Source organism: Lentibacillus saliphilus (assembly GCF_019093865.1).
Classification (GTDB): domain Bacteria; phylum Bacillota; class Bacilli; order Bacillales; family Amphibacillaceae; genus Lentibacillus_B; species Lentibacillus_B saliphilus.
The window spans coordinates 1-16,901 of sequence record NZ_JABJXD010000018.1; the positions used below are offsets into that span (position 1 = coordinate 1).

Consider the following 16,901-nt stretch of genomic DNA (forward strand, 5'->3'; position numbering starts at 1 on the left):
GATATATGCGGCTAGATCCGGATATATGCGTTTTCCGTGCGCGTGATCGCCCCTCATAAATGGGGAGAAGGAAGTGGCCATGGTTGATGACTTCCTTCTGGATTTTGAATGGCGTGTGCATGTAGGTGCTGATGGATATGCGGCTGGGGCGCGTTTTATGCGTGGGAAATGTGGCGTATGCGGCGTTTTGGGGATATATGCGGCATGGCTGGCGTAGATGCGTCTGCTTTGTGAGATATGCGTGGAGATTACGATATATGCGGCTAGATCCGAATATATGCGTTTTCGGGTGCGTTCAGCCGCATGTGTCAAAAAGAAGTTTATCAAACATTACACAGGCCAATACGAAAAGAGACGATTGTCTAAAATCGTCCCTTTCCGCTTCGTCGTATCTGTCTTATTTAAGCTGAAACGAAAATGATAGATGTTCTTCAATCGGAATCCAAGCGCCGATGCCTTGTTTTGTAACATTTTTAATAACGAGTGATTTTTTTGTGCCTTTCAATTCGAAATACACTTCGCCAAATGTGACTTGTCCCTTTTCGCTAACAGCGGGGGCATGTGCTCTGAGATAGCCGTATTTTTTCACTGGAACGTTATAGGCATTTCCTTTTTTAGTGTTTTTTCCAATGATGGTGTTGTAGGCCAGTGGTAATTTTGTTTTTTCCGCTGCTTTTAGTAGCATCATTTTCTTCACATCTTCTGGAGCAGATATTTTACTCGTTAATGCGCCCTTAATTTCTTTTTGCTCTTCTTGGTTGTAATTCATCTCTTGGGGTCTATCTCCACCAAGGTTATTCAGCTCATTTGTGTTGATGTGCTGGAATTCCCAATTAATCGTCGTATCATCGGATTCGTAGTTTAACGGCCAGCGACCGATATACACCATGCCGCGATAGCCGAAGCCGATTGGTGATGGGTTGATGTTCGATTCATTGAGAACCTTAATGAGCTCAGGATTATCAATTGGAATATCAACATCTTCAAAAAGTGCTTTAGTAAAATCACTTGGTTCAACTACTTCTTGATCTTCCCCAGCATTTGGGTACGTATTTTCCTTGCCAATATTTAAAACGTGATTAGGAACGGAATAGTCATCCTGATCTTCTTCTTTTTCTTCCTTCTGTTCATCTTCTTTAGCTAAACCCGTTAAAGGTAAGGTAAATAGTAGACCAAAAACGACGAAAAGAACACCAATATGCTTTCGTTTGATCATGTGCCACAACCCTTTCGTTTTTCTATAGCTTTTTCCGACACATGATTTTTATACAATAAGATTAGCTCAGCTCGATAATGTCAAGGCGCTCTTCAATTTTAATACTATCTTCAACCGACCGTACCATGGAGCAATTTTTTCGAGCAAGCTCAAGATTTTTATATAGTTTCGCTGGATCTAAGCGATATCCCTTTACTATAAATTCAAGACTAATCTTTTCAATCCGATTTGCTTCTTCTGGATTACGTTCCACTTCTGCGGTAATGGTCATATCTGCAATTTCAGTTCGTTGTTTTTCAAGAATTTTACGGAACACAGATCCGCTACATGCCGCAATAGCAGACACAAGTAATTGAAACGGGCGATAACCATACGTTTCATCTCCTGATATATCTAGCACACCATAATCCAATGTTGTTCGCACACCTTGATCCTTCATCATTAACGTTATTTTATTATCAGCCATGATCACACACTCCTCAAATCTTTTCTCTTATCATACTATGTCATATTCGCATTTGCATCATTTAGGCTTATCCATAAAACCACTTTACATACGCTGATAAAAAGTGACCGTTTTATCATTTTTTCTTCTTTGCTTTCTAAACTATTGACTTTAATTTTTAACGTGTTAAAATGAATCATATATTAGTTTATAATAATTATAAAAAGAGATTAAACACTGTAATAATAGGGTTTTAATGCTAATCGAAAGTGATTTGCATTCTCAATTACACTGATTATTATTCTCAATTAGAGGAGGCAATTGAAAATGGAAATAGGAGCTAACGAACAGACATCACTGGACACCCCTCCTGAATCGACACAAAAAGGAAAGAAGTTGTTTCATAACATATACGTTCATCGCGAGTTAATCGCGGCGCTATTGAGTGGTGTCATTATTCTCGCCACTTGGTCATTAGAAAGCTATCTATCAGAATCTTTATGGGTGGTTCTACATCTTGCTGCCTTTATCATCGGGGGCTATGCGAAAGCAAAGGAAGGCATCACCGAAACCATCAAAGAAAAAGATTTAAATGTTGAGCTTCTTATGTTTTTAGCTGCGATCGGCTCAGCCATCATCGGATATTGGACAGAAGGCGCCATCTTGATTTTTATTTTCTCACTATCTGGTGCACTTGAAACATATACGATGAATAAAAGTAATAAAGAAATTTCAGCGTTAATTAATTTACAGCCTGAAGAAGCACTTTTACTACTTCCAAATGGGGAAAAAACAGTACCTGTCTCTGAACTCGCAATTGGTGACCTTATTTTTGTCAAAGCAAGTGAACGTATTCCAGCGGATGGACAAATCATTAAAGGTGCAACAGCGATTGATGAAAGTGCAATTACAGGGGAATCATTGCCTGTCCGAAGAGAAATGCATGAAGACGTTTTAGCCGGTACCGTCGCACTAGATGGTTCAATTACGGTTAAAGTAACAAAAACATCTGACGAAACACTTTTCCAAAAAATTATTCAGCTCGTTCAATCTGCTCAAGATGAAAAGTCACCTTCTCAGCTTTTTATTGAACGCTTTGAAGGTCTTTATGTAAAAATTGTTCTCGCCGTCGTCGCAATTATGATGTTTTTACCTTATTTTGCTTTTGGCTGGAGTCTATCTGACAGCATTTATCGCGCAATGATTTTACTCGTTGTCGCCTCACCGTGTGCATTGGTCGCATCGATCATGCCGGCAACTTTGTCTGCAATATCTAATAGTGCAAGACAAGGGGTTCTTTTTAAAGGTGGCGTTCATTTAGAAAATCTAAGTCATGTCAAAGCCATTGCGTTTGATAAAACAGGAACATTAACGAATGGTAAGCCAGTCGTCACCGATGCATCGCTAGGTTCTAATGTTAACCGTTCAGAAATACTTAACATTATAGGTGCCATTGAAAAAGAATCGACACATCCATTAGCTCAAGCTATTACATCTTACGCCACGGATGAAGCGGATCAGGACTTAACGGATGTAACTGTTGAAGACATGACGACACATAGTGGTAGTGGTGTGTCAGCTAAAGTCCATGGGGATATTTGGCAGATTGGGAACACATCTCTTGTCGGAAAAGCTGAAGCGGACGCGTTCAATGCAGGTGAAGCAGAAAAGTTGGCAGCCCAAGGGAAAACACTCGTTTTTGCTAAAAGAAATGACACACTCGTCGCTTTGTTCGCCTTAAAAGATACGGTCCGGGAAGATACGAAGCGGGCCATTGCAAAATTAAAGCAAAAAGGCGTACACACCATTATGCTGACAGGCGACAATTCCAAAACGGCAGAAGTAATTGCACAAGAAACAGGCATCGACACGTACATCGCCGAATGCCTGCCTGAAGATAAAGTTACCCATGTGAAAAATCTGCGAGAAACGTATAACAATGTCGCAATGGTCGGAGACGGCATCAATGACGCACCAGCGCTGGCAACAGCGAATGTCGGCATATCAATGGGAGAAGGAACCGATGTCGCACTCGAAACAGCCGATGTCGTCCTCATGAAAAATGACTTATCAAAAATCACCAATGCCATTGGCTTGTCCGCACGTATGAACAAAGTCGTAAAACAAAACGTCTATTTCTCTCTAGCCGTTATACTCATGCTCATCGCAACAAACTTTATGCAAATCATTGACCTACCACTCGGTGTAATAGGACACGAAGGCAGCACAATCCTAGTCATCTTAAACGGACTAAGACTGTTAAAAGGTTGATCGTATAAATAAAAAAAGATGCCGACATATCTCTAGATCTAATCGGCATCTTTTTATTTCCCAAATGTATACCCCATCTAAGTGATCACCTTTTCCAGCTTCATTTTGCGAATAACGGCGTTAATAATCCCACCAATCATAATGATAAAGCCAGAGATATAAAACCAAATCATTAGAGCAATCACTGTTCCGAGACTACCGTACGTGGCAGAGTAATTGCTAATCGAGCTGACATAATGCGAGAACATGAGTGACACTGCCTGCCAGCTAATCGTCGCAAACAAAGCACCCCAAATAACGTTTTTTGTATAGATTTTTTTATTAGGGGCCAGTCGGTATAACGCCAAAAACACAACGAAAAACACAATCGACGACATCACCCACCTTAACGTACCCCAAGTCGTAATAAACCGATCAGACATCCCGAAAAACGCAAAGATATACTCACCAATCATTTTCCCGAAAACAGGTAGTAAAAGCGCGATAATGATGACAACGATCATGGCCAACGTCAGAACAATCGCAATAAAACGGGACACAATAAATGATCTATTTTCCTCTACCTCATACGCACGGTTAAACACTCGGATAATCGCATTAATACCATTTGAAGCCGCCCATAACGTAGCGATAATACTCAAAGATAATAATCCACCGTTTTGGTTATTTACAATATGATCAATATTAGAGTTTATAAGTTCATTAATACTCGACGGTGCATAGGTCTCAATATAGTCCATTATGTTACCGACCTCAATTGGCAAATAACCGACAAAGGTCAATGTAAACAATAAGAATGGAAAAAGGGATAAAAGGAAGAAGTAAGCCAGCTGGGCAGATAGTCCAAATATATCTTCTTCAAATGCCCTGACATACAATGCCTTGAAAAAATACTTGATTGCGTCCATAACCAGTTATCCCTCCGTACCCATTATTCCGTCACTTCAATAAAGTTGTCTCTTTTTGATTGAAATTTATCAATCGTATCCTCAACCTGTTCAAGTGCATTAATTGCCTGATCGGCATTTGCCATGAAGGCATCGTTGTAGTGCCCAACAGTCATGCGCAGGCGGCGAACCGTATCAGACGGATGCGTAATACAATACGATGTGCCAGTTTTCAAATCTGACAGCTTGTTGGCAGCATAATGCCGTGTATCTCGATCAACCAAGGCGACAAGACCTCCAACAATTGCTCCGATCGCGACACTTGTCCAAAACTTATTTTTTCCCATAATCATGCTCCTTTACATTATAAGTCATGTTTATCTTTAATATGCCTAATGAGTCCAGTACAGCCTTCATGAATGAGTTCAAACGTTTCATTAAAATCACCGGTGAAGTATGGATCTGGTATGTCATGCTTTTTTGGCGTTTTTACGAAATCCATTAGTCTCGCTACGAAGACGTTTTGAAGTGCAGAACGTAATTGCTCCAAATCAGCTATATTCTTCGCATCCATTGCGATCACATAATCAAATTGTTCCCAATCTGATTCCGCAAATACACGAGCCTGCATACCTTCATAGCTCATATTATGCTGATCAAGAATGTGCCGAGTTCCTTTGTGTGGTGACTCTCCAATGTGCCAGTCACCCGTCCCAGCCGAGTCAACCACCACCTGTTCAGCAAGCCCTTCTTTAGCTAAAACATCTCGGCATACCGATTCCGCCATGGGCGACCGACAAATGTTACCTAAACAGACGAATAGAATACGAATCACCTTCGAACCACTCCTCTATGTACCGATCTTATATAAATTATAAGCGTGTTATCCAGTATTATCCAATCATAACGCATTACATGGACGATGTTTAATGAAAATGCTCGTTAACTAAGATGATCATAGCTTAAATCAAACAACACGTTTTAAAACCAGCGACAGCATACTTTTAAAACGCATAAAATTAATTTCAGCCGCATAAATCCTAAATAACACGCATATGCCGAGGTGCTGACGCATATATGACAATTGAGCCGCATATCCACGGTCCCGACGTACATTTCACAAACGACACGCACACCCTTGGTCCTTACGCATATATGTCAAATGAGACGCATAAACCTCGGTCCTGACGCATATATCACAAATGAGACGCATAAACCCCGCCCCTGACGCATATATCACAAACGACACGCATAAACCCCGCCCCTGACGCATATATCACAAACGAGACGCATAAACCTCGGCCCTGACGCATAAATCACAAACGACACGCATATACCACAAATGAGCCGCATACACGCTCAATCTGACGCATAAATCCCGAATAAGCCGCACATCCCTCGGCCCACATGGACCACCCCTTGTCTCCACCACTACGTCAGCGGTACGATACACTCAGGGTCATTATGCTTGGCTGAATTCACATACGTGCCGACATTATGAGCATGCAATTTCTCAACCTCAATCTCATTTAACCATGCATGTGCATGAGCAGGATCATAGACTGTTGGGGCAATCCATTCTTCTTCTTTATCTTTCGGTAAAATAATCGGCATTCTATGATGGATATCGCGCATAAACACATTGGCATCTCGTGTTAATATCGTACACGTGAACATCGTTTCATCATCTGTTTCCCACTTATCCCATAATCCAGCAAATGCAAATAACGGACGGTCCTCTAATTGAATCCGTTTTGGCTGCTTTCCAGTGTCCGTCTTTTGCCATTCATAAAAGCTATCGGCGATAATCAAACACCGCTTACGGGCCATTAACGTTTTAAAGCTCGGTTTTTCATGAGCAGTCTCACTTCTCGCATTGATCATCTTATATCCAATTTTCGGATCCTTTGCCCATGAAGGTACGAGGCCCCAGCACATATACCCTGCTCTTTTTTCTCTTCCATCATGAATTAGCGCAAGTACACCTTGACCTGGTGCGACATTATAGCTCGGTTCATAAAGTTCAATATCACCAGACAAACCGAATGCACGTACAATATCATCATGCTCAGCAAGCAATGTATAACGACCACACATCTAACCACCCTCCCTTTACGAACCTATTTCAAAGTATGCTGATCACGTTAAAATATACTCAGATCCCACTGACTCGCAACGTGGCGCAACAACCGAATGCCCGATACACTATTCCCGTTATCATCAAGTGCTGGCCCGTAAACGCCGATACCGCATCCCTCCATAAAAGGTAATACTTCCTCACGAACACGAGGAGGTACGGCACCAATAATACCACCGGACACACCACTTTTTGCCGGAATACCGACATAGGTTGCAAATTTCCCCGATGCATCATACATGCCACATGTCAGCATGAGTGCTTTCGCAATTCGAGCGATTGGTCTTGGGATAATTTCCTCAAACGTGTCAATATCCTCGCCATCATTTGCAAGGATCAAGCCAATACGTGCAAGATCGTCAACGGTAACCTTAATTGAGCATTGTTTAAAATAGGTTTCTAACGTTGTGTTCATGTCCGATTCGAGATACCCTGTTTCAAGCAAATAATAGCCAATCGCTCTGTTTCGCATTGACGAATCTCGTTCTGACTCATATACATCTATATCAAGTGATGGCCGATAGCCAATTATTTTTTCTAGCAAGGCAAAAATCGGCTCTATTTTTTCATCCGATGTTCGGCCATTCAAAGTGGATGTTACTGTAATGGCTCCAGCATTCACAAAAGGATTGAGTGGCTTTTTGACCTGCTTCATTTCCAAATGCATAATCGAGTTGAACGCCTCTCCAGTCGGTTCTACATCAACGCGATCCAGCATGTAGGCAACACCACGCTCCATGCAGGCAACAATAAAGCTAAGCACTTTCGATATACTTTGAATTGTAAATGGCTCATCAACTTCTCCTGAACGAACCGTCAGACCATTTTTACCGATAATCGTAATCCCGAGCGCATCAGGATTTGCCTTGGCAAGCTCTGGTATGTACGTTGCCACCTTACCATCGCCCGTATGCTTTCGGTAAAATGCAACCCAATCATCTACATAGCTTTGCAGCCACTCTCTACTTTGTTCTGTGCTCCAATTTGCAATCCCTTGGACCATCTCATCACCTCACTGTTGAATATATCATCCTTTGTCTTCATATTATGATGACTGGGCTCTTCTGTGTAGTTCACAAGAAACCCGCCATTGTAAACGGTTTACTTTATGAGCGTATCACATATCCCATGTGCGAACAAAGAGCTGCTCCCTTATTGCCTGAGAACAGCTCCTTTTTTAATGATTCACTTGGACTTCAGCGTCCGTTTCTTCTGTTTTTCCCTCATATTGCTTTAATGTCTGTTCAATGTTAGCTTGTATCATTTCTGCGAGTTGATTCGTCTTTAACTGGTGATAAGCTTCTGGCATAATCGCATCGTGTAAATGTATATGAACAGTGGACGGCTGTATATGTCCATTTTTCGCTTCGAGCATTTCATACGTCCCATCGATCGCAACCGGAACGATCGGCACATCAGCTTTAAGCGCGAGACGAAGACTGCCCGGTTTAAATTCATTTAATTCATTCGTCTTGCTTCTCGTACCTTCTGGAAAAATAACCATTGAATGACCATTTTTCAAGTGTTGAATTCCTTGTTGTATCGCTTTAACAGATTGTCGCCGATCCGTTCGATCCATAAACACACAATGAATCAATTCCATCCACTTACTAATAATCGGCAGCTTTTGTATTTCCTTTTTCGCAATAAAGCCGACTGGACGGCCGAGAAACCCTAAAAAGGTCACAATATCAAAGATGCCCTGATGATTGGCAACATACAATACCGGTCCTTCTGGCACACGCTCGGCACCATGCACATGTACAGGCGTACCGATTTTATGAATGACCTTTCTTGAAACAGTTTTTGGCGTTTGAAAAATAAACTCCGTATGATCTTCTGGCGCTTGTTTAAACAACGATTGCGCTTTTTTTAATTTGAACCAACTACCAGCAACGAGCGCTATTACATATAAGTAAATTCGAATACTAAAAAACATAAACTCTCCTCCTGAACACTGAACTAAACATTTGCACTTACACCGATATGAACATCATTGCATATGGTAATGTTTATCAACGAAAGAACAATATACCACTAAAATCGTGCAGACTGCTAAAAGACACGTTAATAATCCTAGTATATTACAGAAATCGACATTTTGTAATGAAAATGTTACTTGATTCCAACCAATAATATACGCTATTTTAGGGAAAAATAGTATATAATAGTCTAGAAGCGGAAGCATCATGTCGTTACGTTCTATAAGTCGGCATGATTATTTAGTGTTTAGAAGCGCAGGTCCTTTACGGTAAATTATTGCGCTCTTTGTAGTTAATAACGCACACAAATCTAGCCACATTATAAACAGACGACTTATCATACGTTTACAAATACACTTCTGCCAACCAGTTAAGACAAAATGTTTCAATGGAGGAATTTAATCATGTTTTCTAATGCAGAAATTGGCATCGACCTTGGGACTGCCAATATATTAATTTACACAAAAACGAAGGGCATCGTTTTAAACGAGCCATCAATTGTTGCTATAGATGTCAACTCCAAAAAAGTCATCGCTGTCGGTGATGAAGCTAAGCAAATGGTCGGTAAAACACCACAAAATATCGTAGCTATCAGACCTTTAAAGGATGGTGTCATCGCTGATTATGACGTCACCGCCCAAATGCTAAAAGTGTTCTTGAAAAAAGTAAGCAAAAAAGCAGGCTTATCGATGCGTAAACCAACCGTTGTCGTCTGTACGCCATCCGGCAGTACGACTGTAGAACGTCGGGCAATTCATAATGCTGTTACGAGCTATGGTGCCAAGCAAGTTCACTTAATTGAGGAGCCAATCGCCGCTGCGATCGGTGCTGACCTACCGGTTGAAGAGCCGATTGCCAATGTTATCGTCGACATCGGTGGAGGCACATCTGAAGTCGGCATCATTTCGTTCGGTGGTGTCGTATCATGTCAGGCTGTCCGAACAGGTGGAGACAAAATGGATGAAGAAATTATAAATCATATCCGTAAAACATATAACATATTAATTGGTGAAAGAACCGCTGAAAATATTAAGCTCGAAATCGGCTACGCACACCCTAACCATAAAGAATTAACGATGGAAGTCCGCGGACGCGATCTCGTAACTGGCTTACCAAAAACCATTACAGTAACTTCAGGTGAAATTCATACGGCACTCCGTGAATCATTGGATAAAATTTTAGAAACAATCCATTCGACTCTAGAAAACTGTCCACCTGAACTGAGCGGTGACATTGTTGACCGTGGTATTGTCCTTGCAGGCGGTGGCGCTTTATTGAACGGTATACAGGAATGGCTAATGCAAGAGCTACATGTTCCTGTTCATTTAGCACCAAACCCACTTGAAGCTGTTGCGATCGGTACAGGTCGTGCATTAAAAATGATTACTAAGCTTGAAAAAGCAGCGACATAATAAAGCACCAATAGGTAAGCATGTGACATAATTTTATATGAACCGGTTAAAAATGTGGGCTGACAGGGTCTGTTTGAGCATTCCCTGTCAAACACCCATATGATTGTCAAATTGTTTACAACACTTCAACTTTAAGTTATACTTTTATATGTAATCGTTTTCAATAAAATATTGCATTGTTTAACTGCCTATTTTGCTCACAGATCCATTCCAGATCTGCTCCAGCAAACCAAAGCCAGTTCAAAGTGACGCGTAGCACAGACTGCCGCCTCTTTGGAGTGGTTTTTTTGTGTTGAAACTTTTGATCAGAAGAGAGGTGTATACCGTGTCCGGTCCATTAGAAGGCATCAAGATATTAGATTTATCTCGTGTGCTAGCAGGGCCCTACTGTACGATGATACTAGGAGACCTAGGCGCAGACGTCATTAAAGTAGAAGCACCTGGTGGTAGTGATGATACACGCAAGTGGGGGCCTCCCTTTCAAAACGATGTCAGTGCCTATTATCTCTGTGCAAACCGGAACAAGCGCAGCATTACCGTCAATTTAAAAACACAAGACGGTATTGAGACGATCAAAGCACTTGCTGCTGAGAGTGACGTCATCATCAACAATTTTAAATCAGGCGCAATGACACGATTTGGATTAGGGTATGACCGTTTAAAAGAGATTAACCCCAAATTAATTGACTGTACGATTACCGGCTTCGGGGAAACAGGACCAAAAAAGGACTTACCTGGATATGATTATATCATTCAAGCCATGAGTGGATTCATGAGTATTACCGGGGATGAGCAATCAGGCCCACAAAAAATGGGGGTCGCCATTGCCGATATTTTAACCGGTTTGTATGCGTGTATCGGTATTCAAGCCGCATTAATCGAACGTACACAATCAGGCACAGGACAAAAGCTTGACCTATCACTCTATGATTCGGCCGTTAGCGCACTCGTCAACATTGGCAGCAACCATTTAATGTCAGGACGCATTCCAAAACCACTTGGAAATCAGCACGCCAACATCGTCCCATACCAAACATTTGACACCCAAGATGGAGAAATGGTCATTGCTGTTGGTAATGATGGGCAGTTTAAGGCGTTGTGTACCGTCATTGAGAGGCTGGATATGGCTGAAGATGAGCGCTATCGTACCAATCCGGCTCGAGTCAAGCATCGTACAGAGCTAACGTCTCAACTTCAAGACATATTCGCGACAAAACCGACCGCCTATTGGGAAAAACTTTGCCGGGATCAGAACATCCCATGCGGCCCGATTCAAAATTTAGCGGAGGTGACACAGGATCCGCAATTAAAAGCACGAGAGATGTTTATTGAACAGCATCATCCGGTAGCTGGTCGCATATCTATGATAGGCAGCCCTTTAAAGCTATCCCGCACTCCTGTTACGTACAGACATCATCCGCCAGAGCCAGGAGAGCATAATGACTTAATTTCAAAAAAAGAAAATCAATCAGAAACAGATTACTCATAGGGAGAGTTGATAGAGATGAATTTCGATTTTTCAGAGGAACAGAAGATGCTCAGACATACCGTCCGACAATTTGTTGATCAAGAAATTATGCCACATATTGCGAAGTGGGACCGCGAAGGACAATTTGATCCCACGGTCATTGAAAAACTAGCCAATCTTGGTTTAATGGGCGTTTGCATTCCAGAACGATACGGTGGCAGTGGCATGGACTACAATGCACTCGCTATTGTGTGTGAGGAGCTCGAACGTGGCGACACGGCATTTCGTACAGCCGTATCTGTTCATACAGGCTTAAATAGTATGACACTGCTGCAATGGGGAACAGAAGAGCAGAAGAAAAACTATCTCGTCCCTCAGGCAAAAGGCGACAAAATCGGTGCTTTCGGCTTAACCGAACCCGCTGCTGGATCTGACGTCGCTTCTATACAAACAACAGCGGTTAAAAAAGGTGACCATTATATTATAAATGGCCAGAAAAATTGGATCTCACTTTGTGATACAGCCGATCATTTTCTTGTGTTTGCCTATACAGACAAAGCAAAACGACATCACGGCATTTCAGCCTTTATTGTTGAACGAACGATGACAGGTTTTTCTTCCAAAGCGACCAAAGGAAAGCTTGGCATTCGAGCTGGCAACACAGGCGAGCTGTTTTTTGATGATGTAAAAGTTCCAGCCGAAAACCTCCTTGGAAAAGAAGGAGAAGGCTTTAAAATTGCGATGTCAGCACTCGATAACGGCCGGTTTACTGTTGCAGCAGGTGCTGTCGGGCAAATCATGGCCTGTCTTGAAGCAAGTGTCAATTACTGTCATGAGCGCGAAACGTTCGGAAAACCGATTGGCAAGCACCAGCTCGTCCAGCAAATGATCGCCAACATGGAAGCCGGCCTTCAAATGAGTCGCCTCCTCGTCTATCGCGCTGGAGAATTGAAAAATCAAGGCAAGCGCAATACACGCGAAACATCCTTAGCCAAGTGGCAAGCATGTGACTTTGCCAATAAAGCTGCAGATGATGCCGTCCAAATTCATGGAGCATACGGCTATTCCGATGAATACCCTGTTGAGCGTTACTTACGAAATTCAAAAGCGCCCGTCATTTATGAAGGCACGCGAGAAATCCATACGGTTATGCAAGCCGAATACACACTCGGATACCGTGAAGATAAAGTGTTAAATAAGATGCTACCAGCATGGGCGTAGGAATAACAGATTCTTCTCTTACCAATTTACTTTACAAAGGAGTGATTCCAATTGATCAACTCAATAACGAAGAGTATCTATATCAATGGTCAGTGGCTTGATGTTGATCCTGAAAAAAGCGATTTGATTTCCAATCCGGCGACACTCGAAGCACTTACGAGTGTTGCCCATGGTGGCGCAGAAGAAACGAAGCAAGCAATTAAAGCTGCGGATCAAGCCTTCCAAAGCTGGGGGAAATTATCAGGTCGTAAACGGTCAAAAATTTTATACAAGGCTCATGAGCTCATGCTTGCTGATGCTGAGCGACTCGGCACCATCTTGACGATGGAACAAGGAAAACCACTTAAAGAAGCGATTGGTGAAGTGAAAGGGGCAGCAGCCTTTCTCCTCTGGTATGCAGAGGAAGCGAGCCGAGCATATGGCGAATGGATTCCATCTTCCGTTCGTTCCAAGCGCATGCTCGTTATTCCGCAGCCGGTCGGTGTTGTCGGAGCGATCACACCGTGGAATTTCCCATCGTCAATGATTACACGCAAGCTCGGGCCAGCGCTCGCTGCAGGATGCACAGTCGTCCTAAAACCAGCGCCGGAGACACCCTTGTCCGCAGTTGAGATCGTTAAAATTTTTGAACAAGCTGGGATGCCGCCTGGCGTCGTTAATCTCGTAACCGGAGACGCCGAAGCCATTGGTAAGGAAATGCTCACGAATAAGACTGTGCGACACATCACATTTACAGGCTCGACGAACGTCGGAAAATACTTGATGCGCGAAAGTGCCGAGCATATTAAAAAGCTGTCTCTCGAGCTCGGCGGCCACGCACCAATCATTGTGTTTGACGATGCGGATATTGATAAAGCGGTTAGCTTGAGTCTAGCGAGCAAGTTCAGAAATAATGGGCAAACGTGCATTTGCGCCAATCGCGTCTTTGTCCACGAAGCCGTTGCTGAAGATTTCCAAGCAAAGCTTAAGGAAAAAGTGGAAGCCCTCAAAGTTGGCAATGGTCTTGATGAAGAAACAGATCTAGGACCACTGATTAACGCTCAAGCAGTAGAAAAAGTCCAGTCACACTTAGGTGATGCCATTGAAAAAGGGGCCACCGTCGTCTGTGGTGGTAGCCTCGATGAAAGCGAGCATGGTCATTTCATCTCGCCCACTGTTCTTGCGAATGTCTCAGACCACATGCGCATCATGATTGAAGAAACGTTCGGCCCCATTATGCCACTTCAGACATTTACTGACGAGGACGTGGTTATTGAGAAAGCAAATCAAACCGATTATGGCCTAGCTGCCTATATTTTCACTGAGAATACGAGCAGAACGATTCGTGTATCTGAAGCGTTGGAATATGGTATTGTCGGTGTCAACGATGTCTTCCCTGCTGTACCTGAAGCACCATTCGGTGGTATTAAGCAATCAGGTATCGGTAAGGAAGGCGGGCATCACGGTATGGATGACTTTTTAGAGAAAAAATTCGTATCACTCGGCATTGACGTCTAATAAACCTTTGATTCATATGGCAATCTATTTTTTTCACCTGTCGAATTCCACGTTAATTCGGCAGGTTTTTTGATGATTAATATCACAATTGATAATGAGAATCACATAAATGCTCATATTTTTATTTCGTTATCATAGAGCAGCTGTTTTAAATTGTTCACCTCTAAACAATAGGGGAAATCCCCTATATCTTTCCTCCTATTTAAATGTAATAATTAACTTGTAATAATCATTATAAAAAAGGAGCGATTTTTACATGGAACAATCACAGCCTATATCATTACCACGCATCGGAGACCCTGCACCAGCCTTTAAAATAGAAACAACGCATGGTGTCATCTCAAATGAAGACTATAAAGGAAAATGGTTTATTTTATTTTCACATCCATCAGATTTCACACCAGTATGTACAACAGAATTCATCGGATTTCAAAGAATTTATCCAGCCTTAAGAGAGCTTAACACAGAGCTTATTGGCTTGAGTATTGATAGCTTGCATTCTCATATTGCCTGGGTCAAGAATATTAAAGATAACTTTGACGTGACAATCGAATTTCCAATCATTGCGGATTTAAACAAAGAAGTGGCTATTAAGTACGGCATGCTCATGCCAGAAGGAAATTCCACTGAAGCATCAAGAGCTGTCTTCGTTGTAGATGACAAGCAAATTGTTCGTGCAATTATTTACTACCCATTAAGCACAGGACGTAACATGGATGAAATCCTTCGTCTCGTTAAAGGCCTTCAAGCAACAGACGAGCATGACATCGCAACCCCAGCTGACTGGGTACCTGGCGATAAAGTCATCGTGAAGCCACCTCGTACTCAGGAGGAAGCTAACGAACGACTCAACAACCCTGATTATGAATGTGCAGATTGGTACTTCTGTAAAAAACAGATTTAATTTAATTCCTATAAGAACAAAACCCTGGACCGCTTACGAGCCAGGGTTTTGGTATGTTATGTATAATTCTAGACTGGAACAAAGCTGACACCCGCCTTTCAAGAGGAGGAATCAGACGGACACGCGCCCGAAACGCATATAGAGGACGAGCAGATGCAGCGACGCATATATCCGGACCTAGCCGCATATATCATAATCCCCACGCATATCTCACAAAACGCACGCATAAAAGCCAATCCTGACGCATATATCCCAAAAGTGCCGCATATGCCACATGCCCCACGCATAAAGCGCGAACCAGCCGCATATCCGCGCCCTCGTCCACGTACACACTCCGTTCAAAAGCAAGAAGGAAGTCATCAACCATGGACACTTCCTTCTCAACCGTCTACGAGAGGCGGCCACACGCACGAGAAACGCATATAACCAGATCTAGCCGCATATATCATAATCCCCACGCATATCTCACAATGCGCGCGCATAAAAGCCAATCCTGACGCATATATCCCAAAAGTGCCGCATATGCCACATGCCCCACGCATAAAACGCGAACCAGCCGCATATCCGCGCCCTCGTCCACGTACACACTCCGTTCAAAAGCAAGAAGGAAGTCATCAACCATGGACACTTCCTTCTCAACCGTCTACGAGAGGCGGCCACACGCACGAGAAACGCATATAACCAGATCTAGCCGCATATATCATAATCCCCACGCATATCTCACAATGCGCGCGCATAAAAGCCAATCCTGACGCATATATCCCAAAAGTGCCGCATATGCCACATGCCCCACGCATAAAGCGCGAACCAGCCGCATATCCGCGCCCTCGTCCACGTACACACTCCGTTCAAAAGCAAGAAGGAAGTCATCAACCATGGACACTTCCTTCTCAACCGTCTACGAGAGGCGGCCACACGCACGAGAAACGCATATAACCAGATCTAGCCGCATATATCATAATCCCCACGCATATCTCACAATGCGCGCGCATAAAAGCCAATCCTGACGCATATATCCCAAAAGTGCCGCATATGCCACATGCCCCACGCATAAAACGCGAACCAGCCGCATATCCGCGCCCGCGTCCACGTACACACTCCATTCAAAAGCTAGAAGGAAGTCGTCAACCATGGACACTTCCTTCTCAACCGTCTACGAGAAGCGATCCCACACACGAGAAACGCATATAACCGGACCTAGCCGCATATATCGCAATCCCCACGCATATCTCACAATGCGCGCGCATAAAAGCCAATCCTGACGCATATATCCCAAAAGTGCCGCATATGCCACATGCCCCACGCATAAAACGCGAACCAGCCGCATATCCGCGCCCGCGTCCACGTACACACTCCATTCAAAAGCTAGAAGGAAGTCGTCAACCATGGACACTTCCTTCTCAACCGTCTACGAGAAGCGATCCCACACACGAGAAACGCATATAACCGGACCTAGCCGCA

15 protein-coding genes are annotated in these 16,901 nt (G+C 43.1%); 7 read left to right on the plus strand and 8 right to left on the minus strand.

Annotated elements, in window-relative coordinates; translation table 11 throughout:
• Positions 1-73: 73 nt before the first annotated feature.
• Positions 74-217, plus strand: coding sequence for a hypothetical protein (locus HPC67_RS15415; protein WP_217589779.1), 144 nt, complete (start codon positions 74-76; stop codon positions 215-217).
• 180 nt (positions 218-397) lie between these two features.
• Here HPC67_RS15415 and HPC67_RS15420 read toward each other — a convergent pair whose 3' ends face one another.
• The gene (locus HPC67_RS15420) at positions 398-1,216 is read right to left on the minus strand and encodes a YfkD famly protein (RefSeq protein ID WP_217589781.1); all 819 of its coding nucleotides are present in this window, start codon (positions 1,214-1,216) and stop codon (positions 398-400) included.
• A gap of 61 nt (positions 1,217-1,277) precedes the next feature.
• A complete protein-coding gene (locus HPC67_RS15425) occupies positions 1,278-1,682 on the minus strand; it encodes an OsmC family protein (protein WP_246570194.1) in 405 nt (134 codons plus the stop codon).
• Positions 1,683-1,988: 306 nt separating this feature from the next.
• On the opposite strand from HPC67_RS15425, the gene HPC67_RS15430 reads away from it, so the two are divergent.
• Positions 1,989-3,932: a heavy metal translocating P-type ATPase gene (locus HPC67_RS15430; protein ID WP_217589783.1), complete on the plus strand. Its 1,944-nt coding sequence runs from the start codon at positions 1,989-1,991 to the stop codon at positions 3,930-3,932.
• A gap of 77 nt (positions 3,933-4,009) precedes the next feature.
• Here the strand turns inward: HPC67_RS15430 and HPC67_RS15435 are convergent, their stop codons facing one another.
• The 6 genes from HPC67_RS15435 to HPC67_RS15460 form a co-directional block, all read right to left on the minus strand.
• Positions 4,010-4,840, minus strand: a complete 831-nt coding sequence (locus tag HPC67_RS15435) for a YihY/virulence factor BrkB family protein (protein WP_217589785.1) — start codon at positions 4,838-4,840, stop codon at positions 4,010-4,012.
• 23 nt (positions 4,841-4,863) lie between these two features.
• Positions 4,864-5,166, minus strand: coding sequence for a YtxH domain-containing protein (locus HPC67_RS15440; RefSeq protein WP_217589787.1), 303 nt, complete (start codon positions 5,164-5,166; stop codon positions 4,864-4,866).
• A 17-nt stretch (positions 5,167-5,183) separates the two neighbouring features.
• Positions 5,184-5,654, minus strand: a complete 471-nt coding sequence (locus HPC67_RS15445) for a low molecular weight protein-tyrosine-phosphatase (protein WP_217589789.1) — start codon at positions 5,652-5,654, stop codon at positions 5,184-5,186.
• A 596-nt stretch (positions 5,655-6,250) separates the two neighbouring features.
• Positions 6,251-6,916, minus strand: coding sequence for an SOS response-associated peptidase (locus HPC67_RS15450; RefSeq protein WP_217589791.1), 666 nt, complete (start codon positions 6,914-6,916; stop codon positions 6,251-6,253).
• A 47-nt stretch (positions 6,917-6,963) separates the two neighbouring features.
• Complete coding sequence (locus HPC67_RS15455; RefSeq protein WP_217589793.1) at positions 6,964-7,959, minus strand: glutaminase; 996 nt, start codon at positions 7,957-7,959, stop codon at positions 6,964-6,966.
• A 174-nt stretch (positions 7,960-8,133) separates the two neighbouring features.
• Entirely contained in the window at positions 8,134-8,895 is a 762-nt protein-coding gene (locus tag HPC67_RS15460) for a lysophospholipid acyltransferase family protein (protein ID WP_217589795.1), read from the minus strand.
• Positions 8,896-9,342: 447 nt separating this feature from the next.
• On the opposite strand from HPC67_RS15460, the gene mreBH reads away from it, so the two are divergent.
• The 5 genes from mreBH (at position 9,343) to HPC67_RS15485 (ending at position 15,440) form a co-directional block, all read left to right on the plus strand.
• Positions 9,343-10,350 (plus strand): rod-share determining protein MreBH, encoded by a 1,008-nt coding sequence (gene mreBH, locus HPC67_RS15465; RefSeq protein WP_217589796.1) that lies wholly within the window; start codon positions 9,343-9,345, stop codon positions 10,348-10,350.
• A gap of 325 nt (positions 10,351-10,675) precedes the next feature.
• Positions 10,676-11,839, plus strand: a complete 1,164-nt coding sequence (locus HPC67_RS15470) for a CaiB/BaiF CoA transferase family protein (protein WP_217589797.1) — start codon at positions 10,676-10,678, stop codon at positions 11,837-11,839.
• 15 nt (positions 11,840-11,854) lie between these two features.
• Entirely contained in the window at positions 11,855-13,039 is a 1,185-nt protein-coding gene (locus HPC67_RS15475) for an acyl-CoA dehydrogenase family protein (protein ID WP_217589798.1), read from the plus strand.
• A gap of 51 nt (positions 13,040-13,090) precedes the next feature.
• A complete protein-coding gene (locus HPC67_RS15480; RefSeq protein ID WP_217589799.1) occupies positions 13,091-14,536 on the plus strand; it encodes an NAD-dependent succinate-semialdehyde dehydrogenase in 1,446 nt (481 codons plus the stop codon).
• Positions 14,537-14,792: 256 nt separating this feature from the next.
• A complete protein-coding gene (locus HPC67_RS15485; RefSeq protein WP_217589800.1) occupies positions 14,793-15,440 on the plus strand; it encodes a peroxiredoxin in 648 nt (215 codons plus the stop codon).
• The last annotated feature ends 1,461 nt before the right edge of the window (positions 15,441-16,901 follow it).

Bases quoted from the DNA above. Each gene is read 5' to 3' on its own strand.
- HPC67_RS15420 (WP_217589781.1), bottom strand. From the start codon at position 1,216: ATGATCAAACGAAAGCATATTGGTGTTCTTTTCGTCGTTTTTGGTCTA.
- HPC67_RS15425 (WP_246570194.1), bottom strand. From the start codon at position 1,682: ATGGCTGATAATAAAATAACGTTAATGATGAAGGATCAAGGTGTGCGA.
- HPC67_RS15430 (WP_217589783.1), top strand. From the start codon at position 1,989: ATGGAAATAGGAGCTAACGAACAGACATCACTGGACACCCCTCCTGAA.
- HPC67_RS15435 (WP_217589785.1), bottom strand. From the start codon at position 4,840: ATGGACGCAATCAAGTATTTTTTCAAGGCATTGTATGTCAGGGCATTT.
- HPC67_RS15440 (WP_217589787.1), bottom strand. From the start codon at position 5,166: ATGGGAAAAAATAAGTTTTGGACAAGTGTCGCGATCGGAGCAATTGTT.
- HPC67_RS15450 (WP_217589791.1), bottom strand. From the start codon at position 6,916: ATGTGTGGTCGTTATACATTGCTTGCTGAGCATGATGATATTGTACGT.
- HPC67_RS15455 (WP_217589793.1), bottom strand. From the start codon at position 7,959: ATGGTCCAAGGGATTGCAAATTGGAGCACAGAACAAAGTAGAGAGTGG.
- HPC67_RS15460 (WP_217589795.1), bottom strand. From the start codon at position 8,895: ATGTTTTTTAGTATTCGAATTTACTTATATGTAATAGCGCTCGTTGCT.
- mreBH (WP_217589796.1), top strand. From the start codon at position 9,343: ATGTTTTCTAATGCAGAAATTGGCATCGACCTTGGGACTGCCAATATA.
- HPC67_RS15475 (WP_217589798.1), top strand. From the start codon at position 11,855: ATGAATTTCGATTTTTCAGAGGAACAGAAGATGCTCAGACATACCGTC.
- HPC67_RS15485 (WP_217589800.1), top strand. From the start codon at position 14,793: ATGGAACAATCACAGCCTATATCATTACCACGCATCGGAGACCCTGCA.